Consider the following 23,361-nt stretch of genomic DNA (forward strand, 5'->3'; position numbering starts at 1 on the left):
GCCCGCGACGCAGCGCGACAGGAGCAGGAGAAAGCCATGCCCCAGACATTGATCAAGAACGCGACCCTTTTGACCATGGATGCCGCGAACGGAAGCAAGCCGTTCAACGGCGACATCCTGATCGAGGGAGGCCGCATCGCCGCTATCGGAACGAACCTCGCAGCGCGCCCGGATGCCGCAATTATCGATGGCCGGGACCGGCTGGTGATGCCGGGCCTCGTCAACGCCCACACCCATTCGAGCGAGACCTTCTTTCGGGGGCGGTATGAAGGCATGCCTCTCGAAATCTGGCTTCTCTACGCCTATCCGCTGCTGATGGGACCGGTCATCGACGAACGGCTTCTCTACCTGCGCAGCCTCCTGCTGGCGATGGAATCGCTGCGCAACGGCGTCACGACGATGTGCGACGATTTCTTCGATCCGCCCGCGCACGACCTCTCCCGGCTCTCCGCCGTGTTCAGCGCCTATGCGGACGCGGGCATCCGTGCCAATGTCTCCAGCGCCGTCATGAACGTCCACACGCTGGACGCCCTCCCCTACGCCAGGCAGGTGATGCCGCTCCACCTTCAGGAGAAGCTCGATTTCGGTCCGCCCATGCCGGCCGCGGCCTATATCGACTACTGCCGCTCGGCCTTCGCGACGCTGCACCGCCGGGCCGGACGGCTCAGTTTCATGATCGCGCCCTCGGCGCCGCAACGCTGCACGCCGGATATGCTCCAGGCCTGCCATGCCCTGGCCGTCGAGATGGGCGTGCCCCTGCACACGCATATTCTCGAAACCAAGACGCAGGCCGTGACCGGCCAGGCTTTCTTCGGCAAGAGCCTGATCGCCTATATGCGCGATCTCGGCGCGCTGTCGCGCAACACCACCATCGCCCACGCCGTCTGGGTGAGCGAGGACGATATCGCGATGATGGGCGAGGCCGGATGCTCGGTCGCCCACAACGCCGTCTCCAACCAGAAGCTCGGGGCCGGCATCGCGCCGATCCGGCAGCTGCTCGACGCCGGCGTGGCGGTCGGCCTCGGCACGGACGGCGTCTCGTCGAACGACACCGCCCGCATCTTCGACGTCATGCGGGTCGCCGGCCTGGTCCACAGCGTTTCCGGCCCCGACCACGACAGATGGATCCGCGCCGACGAAATCCTCGCCATGGCGACGATCGGCGGCGCCCGCAGCGCCATGCTGGAAGACGTCATCGGTTCGCTGGAGGTCGGAAAGGCCGCCGATCTTCTGATCCTCGACCTCACCACCCTCAGCTTCACCCCGCTCAACGACATTGCCAAGCATCTCGTCTATGCCGAGAACGGTTCCTCGATCGAGACGGTGATGGTCGCGGGAGAGGTCGTCGTCCGGAACGGCCGCCTTCAGACGATCGACGAGGCAGCGATACTGGCGGAAATCCGTGAGCGTGTCCCCGCGCATCTGGCCGCGCATGCGGAACTGGAGAAGCTGAACGCAGCCTTCCACTCCACGATGGCCGAAATCCACCGGCGTTCCACGTCAAAGGCCATCGGCATGAACCGCTATGCCGGCAATGACGGCTAGGGAGGCCGCTCGATATCCGGGCTGTCCTTGGAAGCATGACGCAACCGTCCGCCGACCTTAAACCGGCGTGACGATCTTACCGGGGTTCAATACCCATTTCCGGTCCAGACATGCCTTGATCGCGCGCGCGAGATCCTGCTTCACTGGATCGGCGTAGCGTTCATACGCACTACGCTTGTCGATGCCGACCCCGTGCTCAGCCGAGAACGATCCGCCGATCTCTCCAAGGCCCGTATAGAGCACGTCCTCGATCGCCCTATAACGTTCGGGCGACGGATTGTCGGTGTTGACGGAAATGTGCAGGTTGCCGTCAGCGAGATGGCCGAAGACATAAGGCGCATAACCCTTGTCGATCGCCAGGAGACCGTCCGTGATGCGCGCGACATAGCCATCGATTGCAGCCGCGGGAACAGACACGTCAAAGGATGGCGGATGGCTGTGCATGCGCTCGATCTGTTCCGTCTCCTCACGCAGCCGCCAAATGGTCCTCGCCTGCTCCATGGAAGCCGCCACCAGCCCGTCGAGAATGCCGGCCTCCTCCCAGATGCTCGAAAGCCCTTCCTCCAGCGCGCTGGTCGCCTCCTCGACGGTTGCCGCGCCAAGCTCCAGGGCAAGCAGGCACGGCGAACCGAGCGGCAACCGTCCCGAATCCAATCCGAGCATCCCTGCCATTGCGACGGCAAAGTCCCGCCACATGATTTCCGCGGCCCGCAGGTTGGCGCCGGGCATGGCAAGCAAATGGCTGACGACCCGTTGGGCGCTGGCCGCATCATTGGTCCCGATGAGCGCCGTGGCCGATGCGCCACCGAGCGGCTCGAGCCGAAGCACGGCGCGGGTAACGATGCCCAGCGTGCCCTCGGCACCGACGAACAGGTGCTTGAGGTCATAGCCTGCGCTGGTCTTTAGAACGCGCGTCAGGTCGCTGAACACGCGGCCGTCCGGCAATACCGCCTCGAGGCCGAGAAGACGATGGCGCATCGTGCCGTTTCGAAACGCCATTATGCCGCCGGCATTCGTGGAGATCATGCCCCCGATGGTGCAGCTGCCTCGCGATGCAAGGTCGATGCCGGGATCAAGGCCATGGACGGCTGCGGCCTCCTGAAGCACGGCCAGAGGCGTTCCGGCTTGAACGATCGCGACCCGGCCCAAACGATCGATCTCTTCGACCCGGTTCATCGCGCCGAGATCGCAGATGATCTGCCCGGAAACCGTCGCCGCGCCACCGGCGAGCCCCGTTCGGCCGCCCTGCGGAACCAAGGGGATCCCTCTTTCGAGACAGAAGCGCACCAGCGCCGACACGCTGCCAACATCCGCCGGGCGGACCAATGCGGCCGCTCCAAAATTGCGACCGTCGAATCCCGGATCGCGGACGGCGAGCTCGTCCCGCCCCCAAATCGTCGCATCCGGCAGGGCGCTACGCAACTCGGAGAGAAGATCGCTCCGCACGCTCATCGTTGTCCTCATGTTACGGGTTGCAGGACGGCTTCACGCGGCGCCCCTCGCCCGGCGATAGACCACGCGGGCGGTCATCACCGTCACGGTGATCAGGATCAGGATGACCGAGATCGCCGCGATCGAGGGGTCGATATTGTCGCGCAGGCCCATCCACATCAGCCGCGGGAGGGTGATGGCATTGACGCTGGTGATGAACAGCGTGACGCCGATCTCTTCCCAGGACAGCACGAAGGACAAGAGCCACGCCGTCGCTATGCCGAACTTGATGTTGGGTATGATGACCTGTGTCGCTCGCTCCCAGGTGGACGCGCCGAGACCGCGCGCGGCCAGATCGATGCGCCGGTCCACCTGGCTCAACGACACGAGGATCAGCACCACGGCGAACGGTACCGTCACGACGACATGCGCGAGTGCCACGCCGAGCCACGTATCGTAGCCGACGACGCTCCCGATGCCCGACATGGACGTGAGCAGGAAGTAGAGGGTGATCGCCGAAACCACCGGCGGGACGATCATTGGCAACAAGACGAAACCGACCAGAACCGCCGTGTAGCGCGGCCGGAACATCCATATGCCGAGGCCGAAGACGAGCGCCAGGAGCGTCGCGAGCGTGCTGGAGACGATGCCGATGCGCAAGCTGAGCAGGATACTGTCCAGCCAGCGCGGGTCGTCGACAAGCGCGCGATAGTGCCTGATCGACAGCTCTCCCGTCGGCATCGAAAGCATGCGCGACGGAGTAAAGGACACCGGCACGACCGCAAGCAGCGGCATCAGCAGGAAGATCGCCACCAGAAAGGCGAGGAACAGGGCGATGGGACCGGGACGGTAGCCGCTCATGTCAACCTGCCATTTGGGAGGGCCGCAGGAAGCGGAACAGGGCTGTGGTCAACAGGCCGACGATCAGGACAAGCGTGATGCTGATCGCAGCGCCGAGACCCCAGTCGGGACTCTGGAAGATGCGAAGGTAGACCAGCTCCGCCACCATGACGCTGCGGCCGCCGCCGAGGATTGCCGGCGTTATGAAGAAGCCGAGCGCGAAGACGAAGACGATCAGCGCGGCCCCGATGATGCCCGACATCGTCATCGGCACGAATATCGACCAGAAGATGCGGGTGCGGCTTGCCCCAAGGCCGCGCGCGGCAAGCAGGACGCGCTCGTCCAGCGCGCGCATGGCCGAGGCGATGGGAAACACCGCGAAGGGAATGAGGAAATGCGTCATGCCGACGACGACGCCGAACTCGTTGCGAACGAGCGCGAGAGGTTCATCGAGGATGCCTGTCGCACGCAGCCAGGTATTGATGAGCCCCTGATTGGACAAAAGCGCCACCCAGCCGAAGGCACGGGTCAAGACCGAAATCCAGAACGGCACGAGGATGCAATATTCCGCCGCAAGCCGCTGGCCCGGCGTGCCGCGCACCCAGACATAGGCGATCGCATAGGCGGCAGCGACTGCCGTCACCGTCACCAGCGCACAGATGCGCGCTGTACGCACGAACACCGATTGCACCAGCGGGTCGGTGAGCAGCGCATGATACTGCCCGAGCCCCGGCTCGGGCAGCGTAACGCTCCATTTCATCACACCAAGAAACGGGATGCCGTAGGCCAGCGCGAGGAGCAGGAGCAGCGGCGCCAGGAGGAGCGCCGCGCCGAGATTGTGGGAGCGCGCGAACATAAGGCGGCTCAGGCGGAGATGATCTTGGTATATTCGTCGAGCGCCGGCCCGTAGTTTTCGGCGTACCATTCCATATCGAGCGGTATCTGCTTGCTCATATTTGCAGGATCGACCGGATTGAGGCGCTTCTTCTCCTCGGGGATCAGCGCATCGGCAGCGGGGTTCGCCGGACCCTGCCCGAGCATGTCGAACATGACGAGCTGCTTCTGCGGGTCCTGTGCGCTGGCGATGAACTTCATCGCCGTGTCACGGCCGCCGGGATTGCCCTTGATGACGGCCATGGCACCCGGGGACAGCAGGCCCTGATCCCAGATGAACTTGATGCGGCCGCCCGAATCCTGCTCGATCAGCGAGGCGCGCGTCGACCAGACCAGGGCCATCGAGGCTTCACCGTCGAGAAGCAGCGACTGGCTTTCCGAGCCGCCGCCCCAATAGGCTATGACGTTCTCCTTGAAGGCGGCGATCTTGTCGTGCGCGCGCTTCAGGTCCAGCGGATAGAGTTGTTCCGGCGCCACGCCGTCACCGAGGAGGGCCGCCTCCCACATGGCGCTGCCCCATTTGTAGAGCGAACGCTTGCCCGGGAACGTCGTCACGTCGAAGAAGTCGGCCATGCTCTTGGGCGGATTGTCGCCGTATTTTTCCGAGTCATAGGCGATGACATAGGAGAAGAAGTAGCTCGAAGCCGCATAGTCCCAGCCGAAACCGGGGCGCATCTTGCCCTTGTCGACGACGGCGTAGTCGATTTTCTCCATCATGTCCTGCTTGCCGAGCGTGATCGCCGAGAACGGGTCGGCGTCGACGATGTCCCAGCTCGGCGCGCCGCTTTTGAACTGGGCGGTGATGGCCCCTTCGGTCGGGCCCGAACCGTCCTGCTTGACGGTGACGCCGGCCTCCTGCTGGAACGGCTGGCCATAGGCCTTGTCATAGGCGGTGACGGCATCGCCGCCCCAGTTCACGAACACGAGCTGCTTTTCCTGCGCCAGCGCACCGCCCGCCCTGAACGCCAGCGGCGCGCCGGCAAGAAGCATGGCGGCCAGCTGCGTAAAGCGCCGGCGGCTCATTTCGCCGCGCTTGACCTTGTCTGCGAGGATTTCGAGGCAGTCTTTCTGAAAGGCTTCATTCATTGTCGTTCCCCTGTTTTCTTGGATCTTCGGACTTCAATGGATCAGTCTTCTGCTTGTAAAATCTCTCAAACCGTCTCCGGCAGGATAAGTCCCCTCTCGGCGGGCCATGTCAGCCAGACGGTGTTGCCTTTCTCGAGCGCGAAGCGCGCGGCTTCCATCGGGACAGAGACGCTGGCCCTGCTCCCGCTGCGCGTAATCAGGTCGAGGCGCACCGCGGAGCCGAGATAGGTCGAGGATACCGCCGTGACGGGGATGCTGTTTTCGGCGATCGCCGGCTCCCGTGCGATCGACATATGCTCCGGGCGCACCGCGAGGATGGCCTCGCCGCGCGCTTCGCCGGGAGCAAAGCGCAGGGCGACCTCGCGATCCTCGCACAGGCCCTTCGCGCCGCCCTCGTCCGGCCGGATGTCGCGCAGCGGCAGCATGTTGATCTCGCCCAGGAACTCCGCGACGAAACGGTTGCCGGGGCGCTCGTAGACCTCCTGCGGCGTGCCGACCTGGAGAAGCTCGCCATGATTGAAGATGGCGACGCGCGAGGAGAGCGCCAGCGCCTCGCTCTGGTCATGGGTGACGAAGACGAAGGTCGTTCCCGTCTCCTCGTGCAGGCGCTTCATTTCCGCCTGCATCTGGCCGCGCAGGCTCTTGTCGAGAGCCGAAAACGGCTCGTCGAGAAGAAGAACCCCGGGCTCAAAGGCGAGCGCGCGCGCCAGTGCGACGCGCTGCTGCTGGCCACCGGAAAGTTTCGCCGGCAATTTGTGCTCATGGCCCTGCAAGCCGACACGCTCGACCATTTCACCGACGCGGCGCTTGATCTCCGCCTCGGATTTGCGGCGCACGCGCAGCGGAAAGGCGATGTTGGCGGCGACGCTCATATGCGGAAAGAGGGCATAACCCTGGAAAACCATGCCGGAAGAGCGGCGTTCGGCCGGCTGGTCGGTGATGTCGATGCCGTCGCTGAACAACTGTCCCCGGCTCGCACGTTCGAACCCGGCAAGGATCATGAGGAAGGTCGTCTTGCCGGAACCGGACGGGCCGAGCAACGTGAGAAATTCGCCGCGGCCGACATCGAGTGAAAGATTCTTCAGCGCGTGGAACGCGCCGTAGCTCTTTCCAATGCCGACCGCCTTGAGTTCCGCTGCACGTCTCGACTGCTGCATAGGCTCTCCCTCACCTGTCGAGGAAAGCGTATGCGCGCAATCGGCTCACGGCAACCGAATTATTTTCGCATTATTGGCAAATTCCATTCACCTATCCGGATCGACTATACCCGCACGCTTTGCGCGTCGGCCGCCGCATTGGCCAGGCTGGATCGCAGCCAGTCCCGGAAGGCCGGAAGGACCGGATGATCCGACTTGGCGGGATCGACGACCAGATAGTAGGAGCGCGAGGCGCGAACCGCGATGTCGAAGGGGCGCACCAGCCTGCCTTCGCTCAACGCCTTCTGTCCGGTGAGCTCATCGCCCATGGCAATGCCCTGCCCCGCTATGGCGGCCGAGAAAACCAGGTTCATGTCGGAAAAGAAGATGCCGCTCGCCGGATCGGCGTTTTCGACCTTGCTGAGCGAAAGCCACCGCGACCAGTCCTCGAAGTCGTTAAGATGGAGCAGGTTCGTGCGCAGCACGTCGGCAGGCTTTGCGAACCCGCCAAGCCGGTTGAGCAGGCTCGGGCTGCAAAGCGGGGTGAAGCGCACATCGCACAGAAGCTCCACGCTGCGGTTCGGCCAGTTGCCGTCACCGAAGGCGATGAACGCGTCCACATCGGGATTGCTCACATCGTCGAGGCGCCGCGGCGTGAGAATGGAAAGGGAGACATCCCGGTACATCTCCTGGAATTCCGCGATATGGGTACATAGCCACAGCGAGGCGAAGCCCGGCGTGCAACTGATACGGAACGAACCGCCGATGCCGCCGTCCCGGTATTGCGCCCCGGCATCACCGAGCATCGTCAAAGCCTTGTGCACGTCATGGGCATAGCGCCGGCCGCGCGCGGTGAGCGCGACACCCTTGCCGACGCGCTCCAGCAGGTCGAAGCCGAGATCGCGCTCCAGCAGCCGCAACTGGTGGCTGACGGCGCTGCGGGTCAGGTGCAGTTCGTCCGCCGCCCGCCATACGCTGCCGTGGCGCGCGAAACTTTCGAGCGCCCGCAGCGCCTGTGTCGATGGAATCCGCATAACGCCCCGTCAAGTGAACAGAATTTGCACGAAACGATAAAACATATCACTTTTTGCGCAAGCCTTTCACTGCTTTCCTCTGATGGCAGGTGCAACACGCGAGGGCTTGACACGACATGACCGCAAACATTGCCGAGGAGACCGCAACGAACTGGGTCGATGCGCACGCCGGCGCCCTGTCGGAATGGACGAGCACTATCTGGCACAAGGGAGAGACGGCCTGGCGCGAGTACGAATCCGCCGCCTGGTATGTGGAGCGCCTGCGCAGCGAGGGATTCACGGTCGAGGAGGGCTCGGGCGGCATGCCGACGGCCTTCGCCGCCTCCTGGACAAACGGCAAGGGCGGCCCGGTCATCGCCAGCTATGCCGAATATGACGCCGTGCCGGGCAACTGCCAGGCCGCAAGCACGCAGAAAGGCCCCCGTCCCGGTCTCAACGAGCATGCCGGCGGCCATACCGATCCGCATTCGGCGCTTGGCATGAGCGCCTTCGGCGGCCTTCTCGCCACCAAGGCGGCGATGCAGGCACATGGTCTTCCCGGCACGCTGAAGTTCTTCGGCGAGCCCGCCGAAAAGGTGCGCGGCTCCAAGCCGATCCACGCCGCCAAGGGCTATTATGACGGCCTCGACGCGATGATCAGTTTCCACCCCTGCTACATGCTGCCGCTGTGCAACACGGTGAACTGGGACACCCATTGCGGCGCAGCCTATGCGATGGTGTACCGCTTCGTCTGCGACGAGCCGGAAACATGGCTGAAACGGGCCGACGGCCTGCCGATCCCGCAGGCGCACAGCGCCGTGCGTGCGCCCGGCGCCAACGATGCGCTTTTCACCATGTACAACGCCTCCAAGGCGCTGCGCGATTCCATGCTGCCGCATATGGGCGGCTGGTCGATCAGCGAGGCGATCCTGACGGCGGGACAGGCGACCGCCGACAACCTGCCGGCGCGGCTTTCCGAAATCCAGTACATCATCCGCGTGCCGACCGTGGAACTGGCCGAACAGGCGACCCTGATCCTCGACCGCAACGCCGAGGCTGCCGCCCGGCTGACCCATTGCCGCGTCGAAAAGATCTGGGTCTCGAAATCGCGCCCCGGCCTTGCCAACCATGTGATGGCCGATCTGGTCTATGGCAAACTCGCCGCCGTCGGCGCGCCGAAATGGGCCGCCCGCGCGAAGGAGATCGCCCGCGAGATCCAGTCCAGTGTCGGCCTGGAGCCGATGTCGAACCCCTTCCTGCCCGATTGCGAGAGGCTGATCAGCCCGCAGGAGGCCGAGCGCATCCTGCGGCAGGACCTGCCGCCCTCACAGGTCAACTACACCTCGGACGACTATACCGACATGTGCTGGCACGCGCCGACGGCGCGCCTTTACATCGCCCGTCCCATGCTGAGTGGGCCCGCCGGTTTCTCCTATCCCGACTGGGTGATGAACGCACTGGGCGGCATTCCGGAAACCATCGACCCGATGGTGATCTGCGCATCGAAGACCATCGCTCATTCGATGCTGGAGCTGCTGCAGAACGCCGGGGTGCGGGCCGCTGCCCGCAGGGAATTCGAGGAGCGCACCGGCGGCGGTGTCGGCGGCACCGGATGGATTCCGCCGCTTGCCGACTACGAGGCGCCGATCGGCCTGCGCTGGCCCGAATATGTCACAACGGTGCGCGGCCGCGAATGGTGGATCCCGACCGCCGGCTATTGATGCCGCCCCTCTCCATAGGTAGACGATCATGCGCTCTCTCTACGACCATCGCCCCAGCCACGCAGCCCGCGACGCTCACGCCGACCTCGTCCTGACCAACGGCCGTATCTATACCGGCGATCCCGGATTGCCGTGGTGCCAGTCCCTGGCCGTTTCGGGCGGGCGCATCGTTGCGCGTGGCGAGCGCGCGGACGTGGAGCACCTCATCGGGCCGCAGACCAGGATAAAGGACCTCGGCGGCCGGTTTGCCATGCCGGGTCTCTACGACATGCACACCCATCCCGACCTGGCGCTCGCACCGCGCTATGCCGAGGATCTGGACATCGGCATCGTCGATCCGACGCCCGATCAGGTGCGCGACGCCGTGCTGGCCTATGCGGCCAGGCACCCGGATCGCGAATGGATCTACGGGCAATATTTCGTCCGCTACACCTTCCGGCAGGCCGGCCTCGTGCCCGGCCGGGACTGGCTGGACAACGTGCTGCCCGATCGCCCCGTCGCCCTGCTCGACCGCATGTGGGGCACCATGATGGTCAACAGCGAGGCGCTTCGCCGTGCCGGCATCGGCGCTGAGACGCCCGACCCTCCCAACGGCTATCTCGAACGCGATCCGATCAGCCACGAACCGACGGGCCTGCTCATCGACGGTGCCTACGCCCTGATTCATGCCGCGATGCCGCCGACGCCCGTCCCGGTGCTGCGCGCCGCCTATCGCGACGGCGTACGCTACCAGTCCGCGCGCGGCGTGGTCGCCACCAAATACGTGCATGTCTGCGAGAACCGGCTGGAGGCGCTGCAAACCCTCGACCAGGCCGGCGAACTGACGCTCAGGGTCGAGGCCGCGATCAGCTGGCAGGACGATATCTTCCCCGTGCGCCGCCGCTGGGAGCTGCTCGCCGGCGAACGTCACTACTACCGCTCAGCCCGGCTCAACGCCAATGCCGTGAAATTCCACTTCGACGGCACCGTCGAACCGCGCTCGTCCTATCTCATGACGCCCTGGGACGGCGCGAACAGCGCCTGGCGCGGCAAGCTCAACCTGACGCCGGAACATCTCGCCGACATGGTCTGGGACATGGACCGGCAAGGCATCCGCGTGATCGCCCATTGCACGGGCGATGCGGCCTCCGACACGTTTCTGGACGCCGTCGAGGCGGCACGCCGGCGCCCGGGCGGCCTGGGCGTGCGCCATCAATGCGCGCACTCCACCATCCTGCACGGCGGCAACCTCAAGCGTTTTCGCGAGTTGAACGTCACCGCCGAATTCTCGCCGGTTTCATGGTATCCCTCGAAATTCGTCTCCGGCGCCCGTTCCGGCTACGGTCCCGAGCGGCTGTCGCGCGCCTACAACATCAAGGGCGTGCTGGAGGCCGGCGGCGTCGCCGTCGTCGGCACCGACTGGCCCGTCAGTCCACTCGATCCCTGGATCGCGCTGGAAACCATGGTGACCCGGGCCAATCCCTGGGGGGAAACCGAGGGCCGGTTCGGCGAGCCGATCTCCCTCACCCAGGCCATCGACGTGATGACCAGAAACGGCGCCTGGTCGATGGGCATCGAGCACGAGGCCGGCACGCTGGAGATCGGCAAGTCCGCCGACATCATCGTGCTCGACCGCAACCTCTTCGAGATCGAGCCGCAGGGCAACATCCACTCCACCAGGGTGGACCTCACCTTCATGCAGGGGCAGCTCGTGCACGACCGGTTGGACGCGGCTTCCGAAGCCATCTGGCACGGCGAGGCCCCGAAACTATGGTGACCAGGCAGGCCAGACCAATACCGGTCACCGTGATCGGCGGCTTTCTCGGCGCGGGCAAGACGACGCTCGTCAACCATATTCTTGGCGGCGACCACGAACTGAAGATCGCCGTGATGGTCAACGATTTCGGCGCGATCAACATCGACGCCGCGCTCATCACCTCGACGGAAGGCGGCCTCTACAGCCTCTCCAATGGCTGCGTTTGCTGCGGGTTGAACCAGGGCCTCGTCGAGCAGCTCGAAGAGCTGCTGAGCGCCCGCATCGACATCGACCATATCGTCATCGAGGCAAGCGGCGTCGCCGATCCCGCGCGGATCATGGACACGGTACGCTATGCCCGCTTTGCCGGGCGGCTGAGGGGCGATGCAATCGTCGTGCTGGTCGATGCCGCTGGCTTCGACGGCGCCATCGCCGCGGCGCCCGGTCTTGCGGAAGCGCAGGTCGGATCGGCCGATCTCCTGATCCTCAACAAGACCGATCTCGTATCGCGCGACACCCTTGACGCCTGGCATGCGCGCTGGGCCTTTCCCGACACGCGGACCATCGAGACGACGAACGCGCGCGTGCCGTTCGACCTCCTCTTCGCCAGCGGTTTTCCCTCCCGCGGCGCTAGCTCGCCCTTCACGGCCGTGCCGGTTCACGAGCAGGCCGAAAGCATTACGTGGCGGCATGACGGCCCCATCGACGCCAAGCGCCTGCATGGCGTGCTCGCTGCGCTGCCTGCCCGCATCTACCGGGCCAAGGGTTTCGTGCAGGCAAGCGATGGCCGACTGTTCGCCGTTCACGTGGTCGGCACGCGGGTCTCCTTCGAACCGGCGGCGCATCTGCCCGAGGGCTTCGACGGACAAAGCCTGCTCGTGCTCGTCGGCTTCGGCCGGGATCTGCCGTTTGAAGGGGTGCTCGCGCAATTGAACGGTTGCGGTGCTCTTGCCCGCTCCGGGAAGAAGGGATCTGCCTGAGATGAAGACCGTCGGAACCTATCTGGTCGAACTGCTTGCCGCATATGGGGTGGATACCGTTTTCGGCATCCCCGGCGTCCATACGGTTGAAATGTATCGCGGGCTGCCGGGCAGCGGCATCCGCCACGTGACCCCGCGCCACGAACAGGGGGCCGGGTTCATGGCCGACGGCTATGCCCGTGCCACCGGCAGGCCTGGCGTTTGCTTCGTAATTTCCGGCCCCGGCCTCACCAACATCGCCACCGCCATGGCGCAGGCCTACGGAGATTCCGTGCCGATGCTGGTCATCACCAGCGTCAACCCGCCTGGCCGCATGGGGTCGGGCGAAGGACACCTGCACGAACTGCCCGACCAGCGCCAGCTCGCTCGCCAGTTCACCGCCTTCAGCCACACCGTGCTGCGGGCGGAGGAGCTGGCTCAGGTCATCGCCCGCGCCTTTGCCGTCTTCGCTTCGGCCCGTCCGCGCCCGGTGCATATCGAGTTGCCTGTCGATCTGCTGACGCTGGATGCCTCCGTACTGCCCTCCCCGCAGAAGCGGCCGCCCCCTAGCCGCCCCGCGCCGGAAGCGCAGGCAATCACGGCCGCCGCCGCCCTGTGCTCGCAGGCCGTGCGCCCGGTCATCCTGGCCGGCGGCGGTGCCGCCGATGCCGCGTCCCCCTTGCTCCGGCTGGCCGAAACGCTCGACGCCCCGGTGATCATGACCGTCAACGGCCGCGGCGTTCTGCCACCGGGCCATCCCCTTGGCGTTTCGTGCAGCCCCGCCATGGCGGCGACGACCAACCTCATCGAGGCGGCCGATCTGGTGATTGCGGCGGGCACCGAGTTTGGGCCGACCGACTACGATTTCTATGAGACGGGCGGCGCGCGCATCACCGGGAAACTGATCCGCATCGACATCGATCCCGAGCAGGCCATGCGCGGCCGGCCGGCCGATATCGCGCTGGTAGCCGACTGCGCCCTTGCGCTCGACGCGCTGACCGCGAGGATCCCGCCGCGCGCGGCGAACGACGGGGCTGCACGTGCAAGGGCCGCCAGAGAGGCTGTTCGAGAAATGCTCAATCCGGTTCTGCGCGCCGGCGTCGATCTCATGGAGATCGTGCGCGAAGCCCTGCCCGACGTCATTATTGTCGGCGACTCCGCGCAGCCCGTCTATGCAGGCTGCATCGACTTTGCCGCGAACAGGCCGCGGTCGTGGTTCTGCTCGGCAACCGGCTACGGCACGCTCGGCTATGCACTGCCCGCCGCCGCGGGAGCGCTGATCGGCACCGGCCGACCAACCGTCTGCCTTGCCGGTGACGGCGGCATCCAGTTCACCCTGCCCGAACTCGCCGCCGCCCGCGAGGCCGGCCTGCCGCTCGTCGTGCTGCTGTGGAACAACAACGGCTACGGCGAGATCAAGGCCTACATGGAAGCACGCGGCATCGCGCCGATCGGCGTCGACATCTATACGCCGGATTTCCTGGCCATCGCCCGCGGCTTCGGCTGTAAGGCCGAGCGCCTGAGAAATCCTGGCGAGCTGCCGGCGCTTTTGAGATCGGCCATCCGGCGTACGTGCCCCACGGTCATTGAAATCGATGAAGAGGCCTATGTAACCGCCACGGCAGAAATGGTGGGCCCGGAGGGACTCGAACCCCCAACCAAGCGGTTATGAGCCGCCGGCTCTAACCATTGAGCTACAGGCCCGTCCCGGCGGATGGCCGGGGGCGTCGGTCAATGGCGGCCGACGCGTAGAGACCGTCTAGACGAATTCGGCGGACCTCACAAGCGTCGCCGTATTCTCTACACAATCACGGGCGAAGAACGGCGCAAGGGACGCAACCATCAGGAGATTTTCTTTATGTTCTACGGAACCCTGGGCCGCCGCATGGGCGCCAGCCTTGTCGCGCTTTCGCTTGCTCTTGCCGCTGCAATGCCGATCGCCGCGCGGGCTGAGGACAGCGCCAAGCCGCGCGAGGCGACCATCGTCGTCACCGGCGAAGGCCGCGCGGAGATGGCGCCCGACATGGCCCTGATCGACCTCGGCGTCGTCAAGGACGCCAAGACGGCCCGCGAGGCGCTCGATGCCAACAACAAGGCGATGGCCGACATCCTTGCCGCACTGAAGGAAGCCGGCATCGAAGATCGCGACCTGCAGACCTCCGGCTTCATGATCAACCCGCAATACCAGTATCCGCAGAGCTCGACCGGCGAGAACCCGCCGCCGGTGCTGATCGGCTTCCAGGTCACCAACACGGTGACGCTGCGCGTGCGCGATCTCTCCAAGCTCGGCGAGATCCTCGACAAGGCCGTGACGCTCGGCGCCAACCAGGGCAACGGCATCCGCTTCGTCAACGACAAGCCGGATGCCGCCGTCAGCGCGGCGCGCAAGAAGGCCGTCGAGAACGCCATGGCCAAGGCCAAGGAACTGACGGATGCCGCCGGCGTCGGCCTCGGCCGCGTGCTGGAAATCTCCGAAACCACCTATCGGGCCGAACCCATGCCGATGATGCGCGCCATGGCCAAGGACTATGCCGAAGGCGGCGCCGTGCCGCTCGCCACCGGCGAGAACAGCTATTCCGTCACCGTCAACGTGACCTTCGCGCTCGGCAGCTGAACCGCGCGAAACGACGCGTTCTCAAAAGGGCCGGGCAACCGGCCCTTTTTCGTCCCGGACGATCACCCGTGAAACGGATGCGGACGATCATCGGCGGGGAAAGGCCTCGCTCCCGTATCCTGCAGTAGGAAGCGCGCGGGTATCCTTCCCCTCTTCGCGGCGCCGCCTTCACCGTGAACAGCATGCTTCCATCCCGCCCAGGGCAATCGCCATCGCACGGTATCGCCGTTCCCTTCCCTACCCGCCGGAAGCGTGGGCAGGCCGCACGCCCTTCGTTCCACGGCCTGCGGTCCTACGGTCCTGCCGGGAATGGTGAGGCGCAAAACGCAAAAACCCTCCCGGCGGAACCGGGAGGGCGGCCGCTCGCCGGCCGGGGGTGACCTTGCGGGCGGCGTTCAGGGAAAGGCCGGCGAACCGATCTTTCCGCTCAGCGCCAGAGCACCGGGCAATAGCGGTCGTTGGCAAAGACGATGCGGCCGTAGCCCTGGTAGCGGAAGCCCTCGACGACGACCTTGCGCGGCGTGACATCGGCGATGCGGGCGCGGCGCAGGCCGAGGTCGTGCGCCTTCACCATGGCCAGGCGAGGATCGCAGCGTCCGCGGCCGCCCCAGTTTCCATGGCGGCGATCGTTCCGGCGATCCCAGCGATCGCGGCGCCCGTCATGGTCGCGGATCTCGAAGAAGCCGTTGCGATAGCCGACCTGCTCGATCGACAGCTCGATATTGGCGGCGGAGGCGGCCGGCATCGTAGCCGTCAGCGCGCCGAGGCCGAGAACGGCGGCAAGAAGGGATTTTTTCAGAAAGCGGGTCATCGGGGGGATCTCCTGTTCACACCGGCCGGGCCGTTTCGTCCGGCGATTGAGGAGACCTTAGAGGCGCGAGGCTGAACGGAGGCCGAAGCCGCCGTTCAGCCTCCGTTCAACTTCATGAACCGGTGAAGAAGGCGATGCGGGTGATGGCCCCGTCCTCGAGCTCGAGCAGCAGGATCTTCTCCTTCGAATAGGCATCGCCCGCCGCCGACCTGCCGCGCGCCGTCAGGCGGATCGCGACATTGTTGCCGAGCGCATCGCTCATCACCAGCGCGTCGCCATAGCTTTCGTCGAAGGCCTCGAAATGCCGGGCGAGACGATCGCGCAGCGCAGCGCGGCCATTGTCCATGCCCTCGCCGATGCCGGAGATCGAAACATCCTCGTGAACCTTGCCGGCAAGGGCGGCGAAGTCGCGGGCGTTCAACGCCTCGATGACGGCATGGTTGATGCTTTCGGTATTCGCCATGAACATCTCCTTCGAAATCCGCCGCGCGGGCACCCGCCGGGCCTTCGCCGGCGACAGGCGAGAACAGGACCCGGAACGCAATCGCGACACGCTCCGGGATGGATCGCCGCAGGAACGTTCCATCGTGCCGGCCGGTTCCGTCAAGGGCCGAGATGCAGGACGATTTCGCGCCGATGCGGCCGGTCGCGGTGCTCGAAGAGATAGAGGCCCTGCCAGGTGCCGAGCGCGAGGCGGCCGCCGACGACCGGAATGCCGATCGAGACGGCTGTCAGCGCCGCCTTGATATGGGCCGGCATGTCGTCCGGCCCCTCCAGCGTGTGCACGATCCAGCGCATGGCGGGATCGTCCGAGGGCGGCACGAGCCGGCGGAAAAACTGGTCGAGATCGCGCCGGACATCCGGATCGGCATTCTCCTGGATGAGCAGCGAGCAGGAGGTGTGGCGGACGAATACCGTCAGCACCCCCTCCTCCATGCCGGCGCCCCGCACGAAGGCGGCGGCCTCGCCGGTGAATTCGTAAAGCCCCTGCCCGCGGGTCGGAACCGTCACGATCGTCTGCGGCATGCGGCGTCGCCTCAGCCGATGGCCCAGAACAGGGTGCCGACGACCACGATGAAGGCGAGGATGACGCCCATGAAGCGCGCCAGGCCCATGTTCGTGTCCGTCGTCGATCCGACGATCGCGTAGTAGAGGTTCGTCATGGCGTTTCCTTTCTTCCGGTCCGGATGCGGGTTTAGCGTACCTGCCGGCGGCTCACAACTCGACGACCGCCTCGAAGCCGCCGTAGATCATGCGCTTGCCGTCGAAGACATCCTTGCAATCCTCGCCCTTCAGGCGCTCGTCCGCCATCACCTTGGCGAGGATCTCGTCGCGCTGCGCGCGCGAGGCGTAGGTGATCCAGGAGAAGACCACCACCTCGTCGTCCTTCGCCAGCACGGCGCGGGGAAACGAGGTGAGTTCGCCATAGGGCACGTCCTCGCCGATGCACTCGACATAGTCGATCGCGCCGAACTCCTTCCATATATCGCCCGCCATGCGCGCCATCGCCTTGTACCGCTCCAGATTGGCCTTCGGCACGGCCAGCAGGAATCCATCGACATAGGTCATGATCGTCTCCTTCCAGGGTTTGGACATGACAAGGACGTGTGGCGCGGGGGCGATCCGACAAGGGGGGTGGATTTTTATACGATGACAGGCGGGCAAAAGGATGAACTACCAGCGCGGCGGAGGAGCGTTGCGGATCGCCGCCTCTATGAAATCCCGCTTTGCAGCGGTGTAGGCATCTCCATCCAGAAAGAACCGTCTGGAAAGTTGCTGCTTCAACGCGCCGTAGGCTTCACGAAGCGCCCCGTCTTGACGCAGCCTGTCACGAAACACCAAGCGCTTGCGATGCGTCTCATTTCCCGGTGGGCACAGATAGACACGGCAGGCAGGCTCCCGTTTTGCCAGAAAGGCCCACATATCGTCGTCATAGCGGTTTCCCCGCGCGCCGTAGCCCGCCTGCACAATGCGCTGGCAGGCAGGCTCGATCAGTTCCCGGCCGCAAAGCGTCACATCGATATCGATGATTGGCTTGGCGGCAAGCCCCGGCACGGCGGTGCTTCCGACATGATCGATTGCATTGACGGCATCGCCGAGCAGCGCCCGAAGAGACTTTGCAATCTCCGCGAACAAATCCGGCCATGCCGCATCATAACCGACGACGACGACGGGAGTGGGCAAAGCCGATCTCCTTGTCCCGATGGAAGCTGCGCGCGGAAATACCAGCGTGCACGGCCGAAACGCGGAACATCGTAGCGGCAATCCACCCTGCCTACCATGCCCCGCAATTCTTCAACTGTCGCGAATAGCTGACCGCCATGTTCGACGCGCGCTTCGCGCCGGCCTTGGCCGTGCCGCTCCAGTTGCCGCGCGAATAGCCGGCATGGCCGTGGTAGTAGGCGATGTAGAGGCGGTAGGTGTCGTTGAGGGCGATGCCGTTCCTGCGGTTGCTCTCGGCGTGATACCAGGCGATGAAGCGGATCGCGTCGGAGAAATCCGTGCGGTTGGCGGCCCAGCGGCCGGTCACGCGCTTGTATTGCGCCCAGGTGCCGTCGAGCGCCTGCGAAAAGCCGAGCGCGCTCGATTGCCGCTTCCAGGGGATGAAGCCGAAGAGCTTCGTGCGCGGCGGGCGCGCATTGTGCCGGAAGCCGGACTCCGTGTAGATCGTCGCCATGAGCACGGGAACGGGCACGCCATATTCCCGCTCGGCGCGGTAGGCGGCGCGCCGCCAGTTGTCGAACAGGCCGTCACGTTGCTCGAAGATGGCGCAGGCATTCTGCGTCTGCCGCGGAACAGACGCGCATCCGGCAAGCAACAGGAGGACGACGATCAAGACGCAACGCATCGCAGTTCCTCAGAATTTCCCGGATATTTATAAATCGTAAATCTTAACAATCCGTTTTGATTCAATTGCCGCATACCGCCTTCCATTCACGCGGGTGATCCGCCCATCAAATATGCAAATGCATTATTTTGTTGCGCTTTTTCCCCTTCCGGCCTAATCAATCTGCAGCACGCCGGCCTTTCGTGAACGATTGTTCCGGACCGTGAAAGAACCCGCTCCGCATCGGAATCCGGCAAGCGCCGTCCGGACGCGTGAGCATCTGCGACCGGGCCGCCCCATGGCCCCAGTTGAGGAGACTCCCATGAAGAAGCAGATTTTTGCCGGCGCCCTGCTCGCCGCATCCGTCGCCTTTGCCCCGCTCGCCCATGCGGATATCGTCATCGGCCTCGTCGCCCCGCTGACCGGCCCGGTCGCCGCCTATGGCGACCAGGTGAAGAACGGCGCGGAAGCGGCCGTTGCCGAGATCAACAAGAACGGCGGCATTCTCGGCGAACAGGTCGTCCTGAAGCTGGCCGACGATGCGGGCGAGCCCAAGCAGGGCGTTTCGGCCGCCAACCAGATCGTCGGCGAAGGCATCCGCTTTGTCGTCGGCCCGGTGACCTCGGGCGTCGCCATCCCGGCCTCCGACGTCTTTGCTGAAAACGGCGTGCTGATGGTCACCCCGACGGCGACCGCGCCGGACCTGACGGCCCGCAGCCTCGAAAACGTGCTGCGCACCTGCGGGCGCGACGACCAGCAGGCCGAGGTTGCCGCCGCCTATGTGCTGGCGAGCCTGAAGGACAAGAAGGTCGCCGTGATCCATGACAAGGGCGCCTACGGCAAAGGGCTGGCCGATTCCTTCAAGGCCGCGCTCAACAAGGGCGGCGTCACCGAGGCGCTCTACGACTCGGTCACCCCGGGCGACAAGGATTTCAGCGCGCTGATCACCCGCCTCAAGGCCGATGGCGTCGAGGTCATCTATTTCGGCGGCTACCATCCGGAAGGCGGCCTGCTCGCCCGCCAGCTGAAGGATCTCGCGGTCAACGCCACGATCATCGGCGGCGAAGGCCTGTCGAACAGCGAATACTGGGCGATCGGCAACGAAGCGGCTGCCGGCACGCTCTTCACCAATGCCTCCGACGCGCTGAAGAGCCCCGATTCGCAGGCCGCCGTCGCCGTGCTCAACGAAAAGGGCATCCCGCCGGAAGCCTTCACGCTCAATGCCTATGCCGCTGTCGAGGTTCTCAAGGCCGGCATCGAGAAGGCCGGCAGCGCAGAGGATTCGGCCGCCGTCGCGGCAGCGCTGAAGTCCGGCGAAGCCATCCCGACCGCCATCGGCAAGCTGACCTACGGCGAGAACGGCGACCTCACCTCGCAGAGCTTCTCGCTCTTCAAGTGGGAAGACGGCAAGATCGTCGCCGCCGAATAAAGCGAAAGACGCCAGGAACGGAAAACGCCCCACATGCCGCGTGGATCCTCGGGTCAGGCCCGAGGATGACGGCAGTGGGTGGGGCTGGGTTTACCGGCGAATCTGACGCTGGGGCGAGAGCCCCGGCGTTTTTGTTTGGCGACGTCCGCCTCGCCTCTCCTCCGTCATGGTCGGGCTTGACCCGACCATCCATGCAACAAACGCTGCGCTTGCCGCTGGTTGACGGCAGTGGGTAGGGTGGGGTTCACTGGCAAACCTGGCGCCGGGGCGAAAGCCCCGGCGATCTTGTTTGCCCTCACGCGTCGCCGTCGGAATGGGCCCAGTCGAAATAGAGGTCGCGCGCCTTGGCGGTGATCGGGCCGGGCTGGAGGTCGCGGTCGTCGAGGCGCGTCACCGGAACCACCTTGGAATAGTTGCCCGAGGTGAAGATCTCGTCCGCGCTCTCGAAATCGGCGACCGCCAGCGTCGTCTCGACCACCTCGAAACCGGCTTCTTTCAGCAGGCCGATGACGCGCATGCGCGTGATGCCGGCAAGGAAGGTACGGTTGGCGGCGGGCGTGAAGACGACGCCGTCCTTGACCATGAAGATGTTGGACGAGGCGGTTTCGGCGACATTGCCCAGCATATCGCGCACCAGCGCATTGTCGAAGCCGCGCTTGCGGGCCTCCACCAGCATGCGGGCATTGTTCGGATAGAGGCAGCCGGCCTTGGCATCCGTCGGCATGCATTCTACCGTCGGGCGGCGGAAGGGCGAGAGGGTCAGTGAGGATGCGGCCTTCGGGTCGCCCATCGGCGCCTCGAAGAGGCAGAGCGCGAAGCGGGTGGATTCCGCGTCCGGCGCCACCACGCTGAACGCGCCGTGCTCGGCCCAGTACATCGGCTTGACATAGATCGCCGTCTTGCCGTCGAACTTCTTGACGCCTTCCCAGGACAGCGCCTCGATCTCCTCGGCCTTCACCACCGCCTTGAGGCCGAGCGCCTCGGCGGAGCGGTTGACGCGCTGGCAATGCAGGTCGAGGTCGGGCGCGATGCCGTCGAACCAGCGTGCGCCGTCGAAGACGGTCGAGCCGAGCCACATGGCGTGCGAGGTGGGGCCGATGAGCGGCGGGTTGCCTGAAACCCATTCGCCGTCCACGAAGGTCCAGGTCGTCGAGCGTGGTGAGGTATCGACTGGCATTTTGTAAACTCCTTTTCGCCCATCAAGGCCCGGCGGGCCGGACCGGTCAAGTCACAAATGCCTTCCGACAGCCGGTCGCGCTTGTCCATTCAAGATGTTGAATGGGTGCATCAGGCCTTATCATGGGTGGCGCCGTTGAGGGCATTCGGGACGCATGCGATACAAAGGCGGAAGGGAGATCACCATGCGCGCGATGTATTACGAAGCCTTCGAGGCGACACCCGAGATCCGCACCCTGCCCGACCCGACGCCGACGCCCGGCGGCGTGGTGATCAAGGTGGAGGCGACGGGGCTCTGCCGCTCCGACTGGCACGGCTGGATGGGCCATGACCCGGATATAAGCCTGCCGCATGTGCCGGGCCACGAGCTCGCCGGCAAGGTGGTGGCCGTCGGCAGGAACGTGCGCCGTTTCCGCGAGGGCGAGCGGGTGACGGTGCCCTTCGTCTCCGGCTGCGGCCATTGCGGCGAATGCCGCTCGGGCAACCAACAGGTTTGCGAAGAGCAGTTCCAGCCCGGCTTCACCCATTGGGGCTCCTTCGCCGAACTCGTCGCCATCGATTTTGCCGACCACAATCTCGTGCACCTGCCGGACGCGATCGACTATGCGACGGCCGCCAGCCTCGGCTGCCGCTTCGCCACCTCCTTCCGCGCCGTCGTCGACCAGGCGCGCGTGACGGGCGGCGAATGGGTGGCCGTGCACGGCTGCGGCGGGGTAGGCCTCTCCGCGATCATGATCGCCGCCGCGCTCGGCGCCAATCCCATCGCCATCGACATTTCCGCGGAGAAACTGGACTTCGCCCGGAAGATGGGCGCCGTCGCCGCCATCAATGCACGCGAGGTCGCCGATGTCGCGGAGGCCGTGCGCGAGATCACCGGCGGCGGGGCGCATGCCTCGGTCGACGCCCTCGGCTCGCCCGTCACCTGCTTCAACTCGATAAAAAACCTGCGCCGGCGCGGACGGCACGTGCAGGTCGGCCTGATGCTCGCCGACCATGCGACGCCCCAGATTCCCATGGCCCAGGTCATCGGCCACGAACTGGAAATCTACGGCAGCCACGGCATGCAGGCCTGGCGCTACGACGCCATGCTGGCGATGATCGAAAGCGGCAAGCTCACCCCGCAACGGCTGATCGGCCGGCATGTCAGCCTGGAGGAGGCCGTGCCAGCCCTGACGGCGATGGACAAGGCAACCGACCTCGGCATCAGCGTCATCACGCGGTTCTGAAGAAGGCCCGTTCGGCCTGGCTTCGCCGCCAGGCCCCTCATCCGCCTGCCGGCACCTTCTCCCCGCCTGCGGGGAGAAGGGGGGAGACGAAGCTTTCCCCAACCAGTACGCGCGCGAGAAAAGGACGAGCATGCCTCCTTCCCTTCTCCCCGTTTACGGGGAGAAGGTCGCGGCAGCGGGATGAGGGGCGGGCGCCAAATAATTTGACATTCCCACGTCGATGGCGACCAATCGCCGTCGACAATGCCAGAAGGAATCGCCGCCCATGTCCCATGCCGCCTATGTCTTCGACGCCTATGGCACGCTGTTCGACGTGCACGCGGCGGTGCGCCGCCATGCGGGGGATGTCGGGCCGAACTACCAGATCTTTTCCGAGATCTGGCGGGCCAAGCAACTCGAATATTCCTGGACGCGGGCGCTGATGGGCGCCTATGCCGATTTCTGGCAGCTCACCGAGCAGGCGCTCGACTATACGTTCAAGCGCATCGGCGGCGTCGATCCGACGCTGCGCCAGAAGCTGCTCGACGCCTACTGGAAGCTCGACTGCTACCCGGAAGTGCCGGCCGTGCTGAAGGCGCTGAAGCAGCGTGGCGCGCATATCGCCATCCTCTCCAACGGCTCGCCCGCCATGCTGGCCTCGGCGGTGAAGAATGCCGCGCTCGACACCGTCATCGACGACATCTTCTCGGTCGATGCGCTGAAGACCTACAAGACCGCCCCCGCCGTCTACGATCTCGTGACGACGAACTACCGGCTCTATCCGAATGCCGTCTCCTTCCAGTCCTCCAACCGCTGGGACATTGCCGGCGCGACGAAATTCGGCTTCCGCACCGTCTGGATCAACCGCAGCGACATGCCGGACGAGTATTTCGACCTCGGCCCCGCGCTGATCCTGCCGTCGCTCGAAAGCCTCTGAAC

23 protein-coding genes and 1 tRNA gene are annotated in these 23,361 nt (G+C 65.2%); 9 read left to right on the forward strand and 15 right to left on the reverse strand.

All coding sequences use genetic code 11. From position 1 onward, the window contains the following. The first annotated feature begins 36 nt into the window (after positions 1-36). Entirely contained in the window at positions 37-1,545 is a 1,509-nt protein-coding gene (locus tag MUU56_RS08775) for an amidohydrolase family protein (protein WP_244766926.1), read from the forward strand. 57 nt (positions 1,546-1,602) lie between these two features. Here MUU56_RS08775 and MUU56_RS08780 read toward each other — a convergent pair whose 3' ends face one another. From MUU56_RS08780 to MUU56_RS08805, 6 genes are all read right to left on the reverse strand, one after another. Next, a complete protein-coding gene (locus MUU56_RS08780; protein ID WP_244766927.1) occupies positions 1,603-2,997 on the reverse strand; it encodes an FAD-binding oxidoreductase in 1,395 nt (464 codons plus the stop codon). A gap of 33 nt (positions 2,998-3,030) precedes the next feature. Further along, positions 3,031-3,837, reverse strand: coding sequence for an ABC transporter permease (locus tag MUU56_RS08785; RefSeq protein WP_244766928.1), 807 nt, complete (start codon positions 3,835-3,837; stop codon positions 3,031-3,033). 1 nt (position 3,838) lies between these two features. Continuing rightward, entirely contained in the window at positions 3,839-4,672 is an 834-nt protein-coding gene (locus MUU56_RS08790; RefSeq protein WP_244766929.1) for an ABC transporter permease, read from the reverse strand. An 8-nt stretch (positions 4,673-4,680) separates the two neighbouring features. Beyond that, positions 4,681-5,796 carry an ABC transporter substrate-binding protein gene (locus MUU56_RS08795; RefSeq protein WP_244766930.1) on the reverse strand — a complete coding sequence of 372 codons (1,116 nt, stop codon included), beginning with the start codon at positions 5,794-5,796 and terminating at the stop codon, positions 4,681-4,683. A 65-nt stretch (positions 5,797-5,861) separates the two neighbouring features. Continuing rightward, positions 5,862-6,953 carry an ABC transporter ATP-binding protein gene (locus MUU56_RS08800; RefSeq protein WP_244766931.1) on the reverse strand — a complete coding sequence of 364 codons (1,092 nt, stop codon included), beginning with the start codon at positions 6,951-6,953 and terminating at the stop codon, positions 5,862-5,864. 104 nt (positions 6,954-7,057) lie between these two features. After that, positions 7,058-7,966: a LysR substrate-binding domain-containing protein gene (locus MUU56_RS08805; protein ID WP_244766932.1), complete on the reverse strand. Its 909-nt coding sequence runs from the start codon at positions 7,964-7,966 to the stop codon at positions 7,058-7,060. A gap of 116 nt (positions 7,967-8,082) precedes the next feature. Here MUU56_RS08805 and MUU56_RS08810 point away from each other — a divergent pair, with 116 nt between their 5' ends. Genes MUU56_RS08810 through MUU56_RS08825 form a run of 4 tightly spaced genes read left to right on the forward strand, consistent with a single transcriptional unit; the run spans position 8,083 to position 14,032 of the window. After that, positions 8,083-9,666, forward strand: coding sequence for a zinc-binding metallopeptidase family protein (locus tag MUU56_RS08810; protein ID WP_244766933.1), 1,584 nt, complete (start codon positions 8,083-8,085; stop codon positions 9,664-9,666). Positions 9,667-9,694: 28 nt separating this feature from the next. Next, positions 9,695-11,422 carry an amidohydrolase gene (locus MUU56_RS08815; RefSeq protein ID WP_244766934.1) on the forward strand — a complete coding sequence of 576 codons (1,728 nt, stop codon included), beginning with the start codon at positions 9,695-9,697 and terminating at the stop codon, positions 11,420-11,422. After that, positions 11,416-12,381: a CobW family GTP-binding protein gene (locus tag MUU56_RS08820; protein WP_244766935.1), complete on the forward strand. Its 966-nt coding sequence runs from the start codon at positions 11,416-11,418 to the stop codon at positions 12,379-12,381. Before MUU56_RS08815 ends, MUU56_RS08820 begins: the two co-directional genes overlap by 7 nt. 1 nt (position 12,382) lies before the next feature. Then, a complete protein-coding gene (locus MUU56_RS08825; RefSeq protein WP_244767155.1) occupies positions 12,383-14,032 on the forward strand; it encodes a 5-guanidino-2-oxopentanoate decarboxylase in 1,650 nt (549 codons plus the stop codon). Here the strand turns inward: MUU56_RS08825 and MUU56_RS08830 are convergent. Further along, positions 13,989-14,064, reverse strand: a tRNA-Ile gene (locus MUU56_RS08830). The two genes, MUU56_RS08825 and MUU56_RS08830, sit on opposite strands and share 44 nt — an antisense overlap. Positions 14,065-14,218: 154 nt before the next feature. Between MUU56_RS08830 and MUU56_RS08835 the strand changes: the two genes are divergently transcribed. Continuing rightward, positions 14,219-14,974: an SIMPL domain-containing protein gene (locus MUU56_RS08835; RefSeq protein ID WP_244766936.1), complete on the forward strand. Its 756-nt coding sequence runs from the start codon at positions 14,219-14,221 to the stop codon at positions 14,972-14,974. Positions 14,975-15,401: 427 nt separating this feature from the next. Here the strand turns inward: MUU56_RS08835 and MUU56_RS08840 are convergent, their stop codons facing one another. The 7 genes from MUU56_RS08840 to MUU56_RS08865 all read right to left on the reverse strand — a co-directional run bounded on the left by MUU56_RS08840 (position 15,402) and on the right by MUU56_RS08865 (position 18,633). Then, positions 15,402-15,785 (reverse strand): hypothetical protein, encoded by a 384-nt coding sequence (locus MUU56_RS08840; protein WP_244766937.1) that lies wholly within the window; start codon positions 15,783-15,785, stop codon positions 15,402-15,404. 112 nt (positions 15,786-15,897) lie between these two features. Next, positions 15,898-16,248: a nuclear transport factor 2 family protein gene (locus MUU56_RS08845; RefSeq protein WP_244766938.1), complete on the reverse strand. Its 351-nt coding sequence runs from the start codon at positions 16,246-16,248 to the stop codon at positions 15,898-15,900. Positions 16,249-16,388: 140 nt separating this feature from the next. Continuing rightward, complete coding sequence (locus MUU56_RS08850) at positions 16,389-16,811, reverse strand: secondary thiamine-phosphate synthase enzyme YjbQ (protein WP_244766939.1); 423 nt, start codon at positions 16,809-16,811, stop codon at positions 16,389-16,391. A gap of 11 nt (positions 16,812-16,822) precedes the next feature. After that, positions 16,823-16,948 carry a hypothetical protein gene (locus MUU56_RS32655; protein WP_263193634.1) on the reverse strand — a complete coding sequence of 42 codons (126 nt, stop codon included), beginning with the start codon at positions 16,946-16,948 and terminating at the stop codon, positions 16,823-16,825. A gap of 52 nt (positions 16,949-17,000) precedes the next feature. Further along, positions 17,001-17,354 (reverse strand): DUF1428 domain-containing protein, encoded by a 354-nt coding sequence (locus tag MUU56_RS08855; RefSeq protein ID WP_244766940.1) that lies wholly within the window; start codon positions 17,352-17,354, stop codon positions 17,001-17,003. 105 nt (positions 17,355-17,459) lie between these two features. Continuing rightward, entirely contained in the window at positions 17,460-17,969 is a 510-nt protein-coding gene (locus tag MUU56_RS08860) for a GrpB family protein (protein WP_244766941.1), read from the reverse strand. Positions 17,970-18,060: 91 nt separating this feature from the next. After that, positions 18,061-18,633, reverse strand: a complete 573-nt coding sequence (locus MUU56_RS08865; RefSeq protein WP_244766942.1) for a transglycosylase SLT domain-containing protein — start codon at positions 18,631-18,633, stop codon at positions 18,061-18,063. A gap of 301 nt (positions 18,634-18,934) precedes the next feature. On the opposite strand from MUU56_RS08865, the gene MUU56_RS08870 reads away from it, so the two are divergent. Beyond that, a complete protein-coding gene (locus MUU56_RS08870) occupies positions 18,935-20,041 on the forward strand; it encodes an ABC transporter substrate-binding protein (protein WP_244766943.1) in 1,107 nt (368 codons plus the stop codon). Between the two features lie 295 nt (positions 20,042-20,336). Here MUU56_RS08870 and MUU56_RS08875 read toward each other — a convergent pair whose 3' ends face one another. After that, positions 20,337-21,218: a branched-chain amino acid aminotransferase gene (locus MUU56_RS08875; RefSeq protein WP_244766944.1), complete on the reverse strand. Its 882-nt coding sequence runs from the start codon at positions 21,216-21,218 to the stop codon at positions 20,337-20,339. 184 nt (positions 21,219-21,402) lie between these two features. On the opposite strand from MUU56_RS08875, the gene MUU56_RS08880 reads away from it, so the two are divergent. Further along, entirely contained in the window at positions 21,403-22,443 is a 1,041-nt protein-coding gene (locus MUU56_RS08880; protein WP_244766945.1) for a zinc-dependent alcohol dehydrogenase family protein, read from the forward strand. Positions 22,444-22,708: 265 nt separating this feature from the next. Next, positions 22,709-23,359, forward strand: coding sequence for a haloacid dehalogenase type II (locus MUU56_RS08885; RefSeq protein WP_244766946.1), 651 nt, complete (start codon positions 22,709-22,711; stop codon positions 23,357-23,359). Positions 23,360-23,361 lie beyond the last annotated feature (2 nt).

It is taken from the genome of Shinella yambaruensis (genome assembly GCF_022899355.1).
Classification (GTDB): domain Bacteria; phylum Pseudomonadota; class Alphaproteobacteria; order Rhizobiales; family Rhizobiaceae; genus Shinella; species Shinella yambaruensis.

Bases quoted from the DNA above. Each gene is read 5' to 3' on its own strand.
- MUU56_RS08775 (WP_244766926.1), top strand. From the start codon at position 37: ATGCCCCAGACATTGATCAAGAACGCGACCCTTTTGACCATGGATGCC.
- MUU56_RS08780 (WP_244766927.1), bottom strand. From the start codon at position 2,997: ATGAGCGTGCGGAGCGATCTTCTCTCCGAGTTGCGTAGCGCCCTGCCG.
- MUU56_RS08785 (WP_244766928.1), bottom strand. From the start codon at position 3,837: ATGAGCGGCTACCGTCCCGGTCCCATCGCCCTGTTCCTCGCCTTTCTG.
- MUU56_RS08790 (WP_244766929.1), bottom strand. From the start codon at position 4,672: ATGTTCGCGCGCTCCCACAATCTCGGCGCGGCGCTCCTCCTGGCGCCG.
- MUU56_RS08795 (WP_244766930.1), bottom strand. From the start codon at position 5,796: ATGAATGAAGCCTTTCAGAAAGACTGCCTCGAAATCCTCGCAGACAAG.
- MUU56_RS08800 (WP_244766931.1), bottom strand. From the start codon at position 6,953: ATGCAGCAGTCGAGACGTGCAGCGGAACTCAAGGCGGTCGGCATTGGA.
- MUU56_RS08805 (WP_244766932.1), bottom strand. From the start codon at position 7,966: ATGCGGATTCCATCGACACAGGCGCTGCGGGCGCTCGAAAGTTTCGCG.
- MUU56_RS08810 (WP_244766933.1), top strand. From the start codon at position 8,083: ATGACCGCAAACATTGCCGAGGAGACCGCAACGAACTGGGTCGATGCG.
- MUU56_RS08815 (WP_244766934.1), top strand. From the start codon at position 9,695: ATGCGCTCTCTCTACGACCATCGCCCCAGCCACGCAGCCCGCGACGCT.
- MUU56_RS08820 (WP_244766935.1), top strand. From the start codon at position 11,416: ATGGTGACCAGGCAGGCCAGACCAATACCGGTCACCGTGATCGGCGGC.
- MUU56_RS08825 (WP_244767155.1), top strand. From the start codon at position 12,383: ATGAAGACCGTCGGAACCTATCTGGTCGAACTGCTTGCCGCATATGGG.
- MUU56_RS08835 (WP_244766936.1), top strand. From the start codon at position 14,219: ATGTTCTACGGAACCCTGGGCCGCCGCATGGGCGCCAGCCTTGTCGCG.
- MUU56_RS08840 (WP_244766937.1), bottom strand. From the start codon at position 15,785: ATGACCCGCTTTCTGAAAAAATCCCTTCTTGCCGCCGTTCTCGGCCTC.
- MUU56_RS08845 (WP_244766938.1), bottom strand. From the start codon at position 16,248: ATGGCGAATACCGAAAGCATCAACCATGCCGTCATCGAGGCGTTGAAC.
- MUU56_RS08850 (WP_244766939.1), bottom strand. From the start codon at position 16,811: ATGCCGCAGACGATCGTGACGGTTCCGACCCGCGGGCAGGGGCTTTAC.
- MUU56_RS32655 (WP_263193634.1), bottom strand. From the start codon at position 16,948: ATGACGAACCTCTACTACGCGATCGTCGGATCGACGACGGACACGAAC.
- MUU56_RS08855 (WP_244766940.1), bottom strand. From the start codon at position 17,354: ATGACCTATGTCGATGGATTCCTGCTGGCCGTGCCGAAGGCCAATCTG.
- MUU56_RS08865 (WP_244766942.1), bottom strand. From the start codon at position 18,633: ATGCGTTGCGTCTTGATCGTCGTCCTCCTGTTGCTTGCCGGATGCGCG.
- MUU56_RS08870 (WP_244766943.1), top strand. From the start codon at position 18,935: ATGAAGAAGCAGATTTTTGCCGGCGCCCTGCTCGCCGCATCCGTCGCC.
- MUU56_RS08875 (WP_244766944.1), bottom strand. From the start codon at position 21,218: ATGCCAGTCGATACCTCACCACGCTCGACGACCTGGACCTTCGTGGAC.
- MUU56_RS08880 (WP_244766945.1), top strand. From the start codon at position 21,403: ATGCGCGCGATGTATTACGAAGCCTTCGAGGCGACACCCGAGATCCGC.
- MUU56_RS08885 (WP_244766946.1), top strand. From the start codon at position 22,709: ATGTCCCATGCCGCCTATGTCTTCGACGCCTATGGCACGCTGTTCGAC.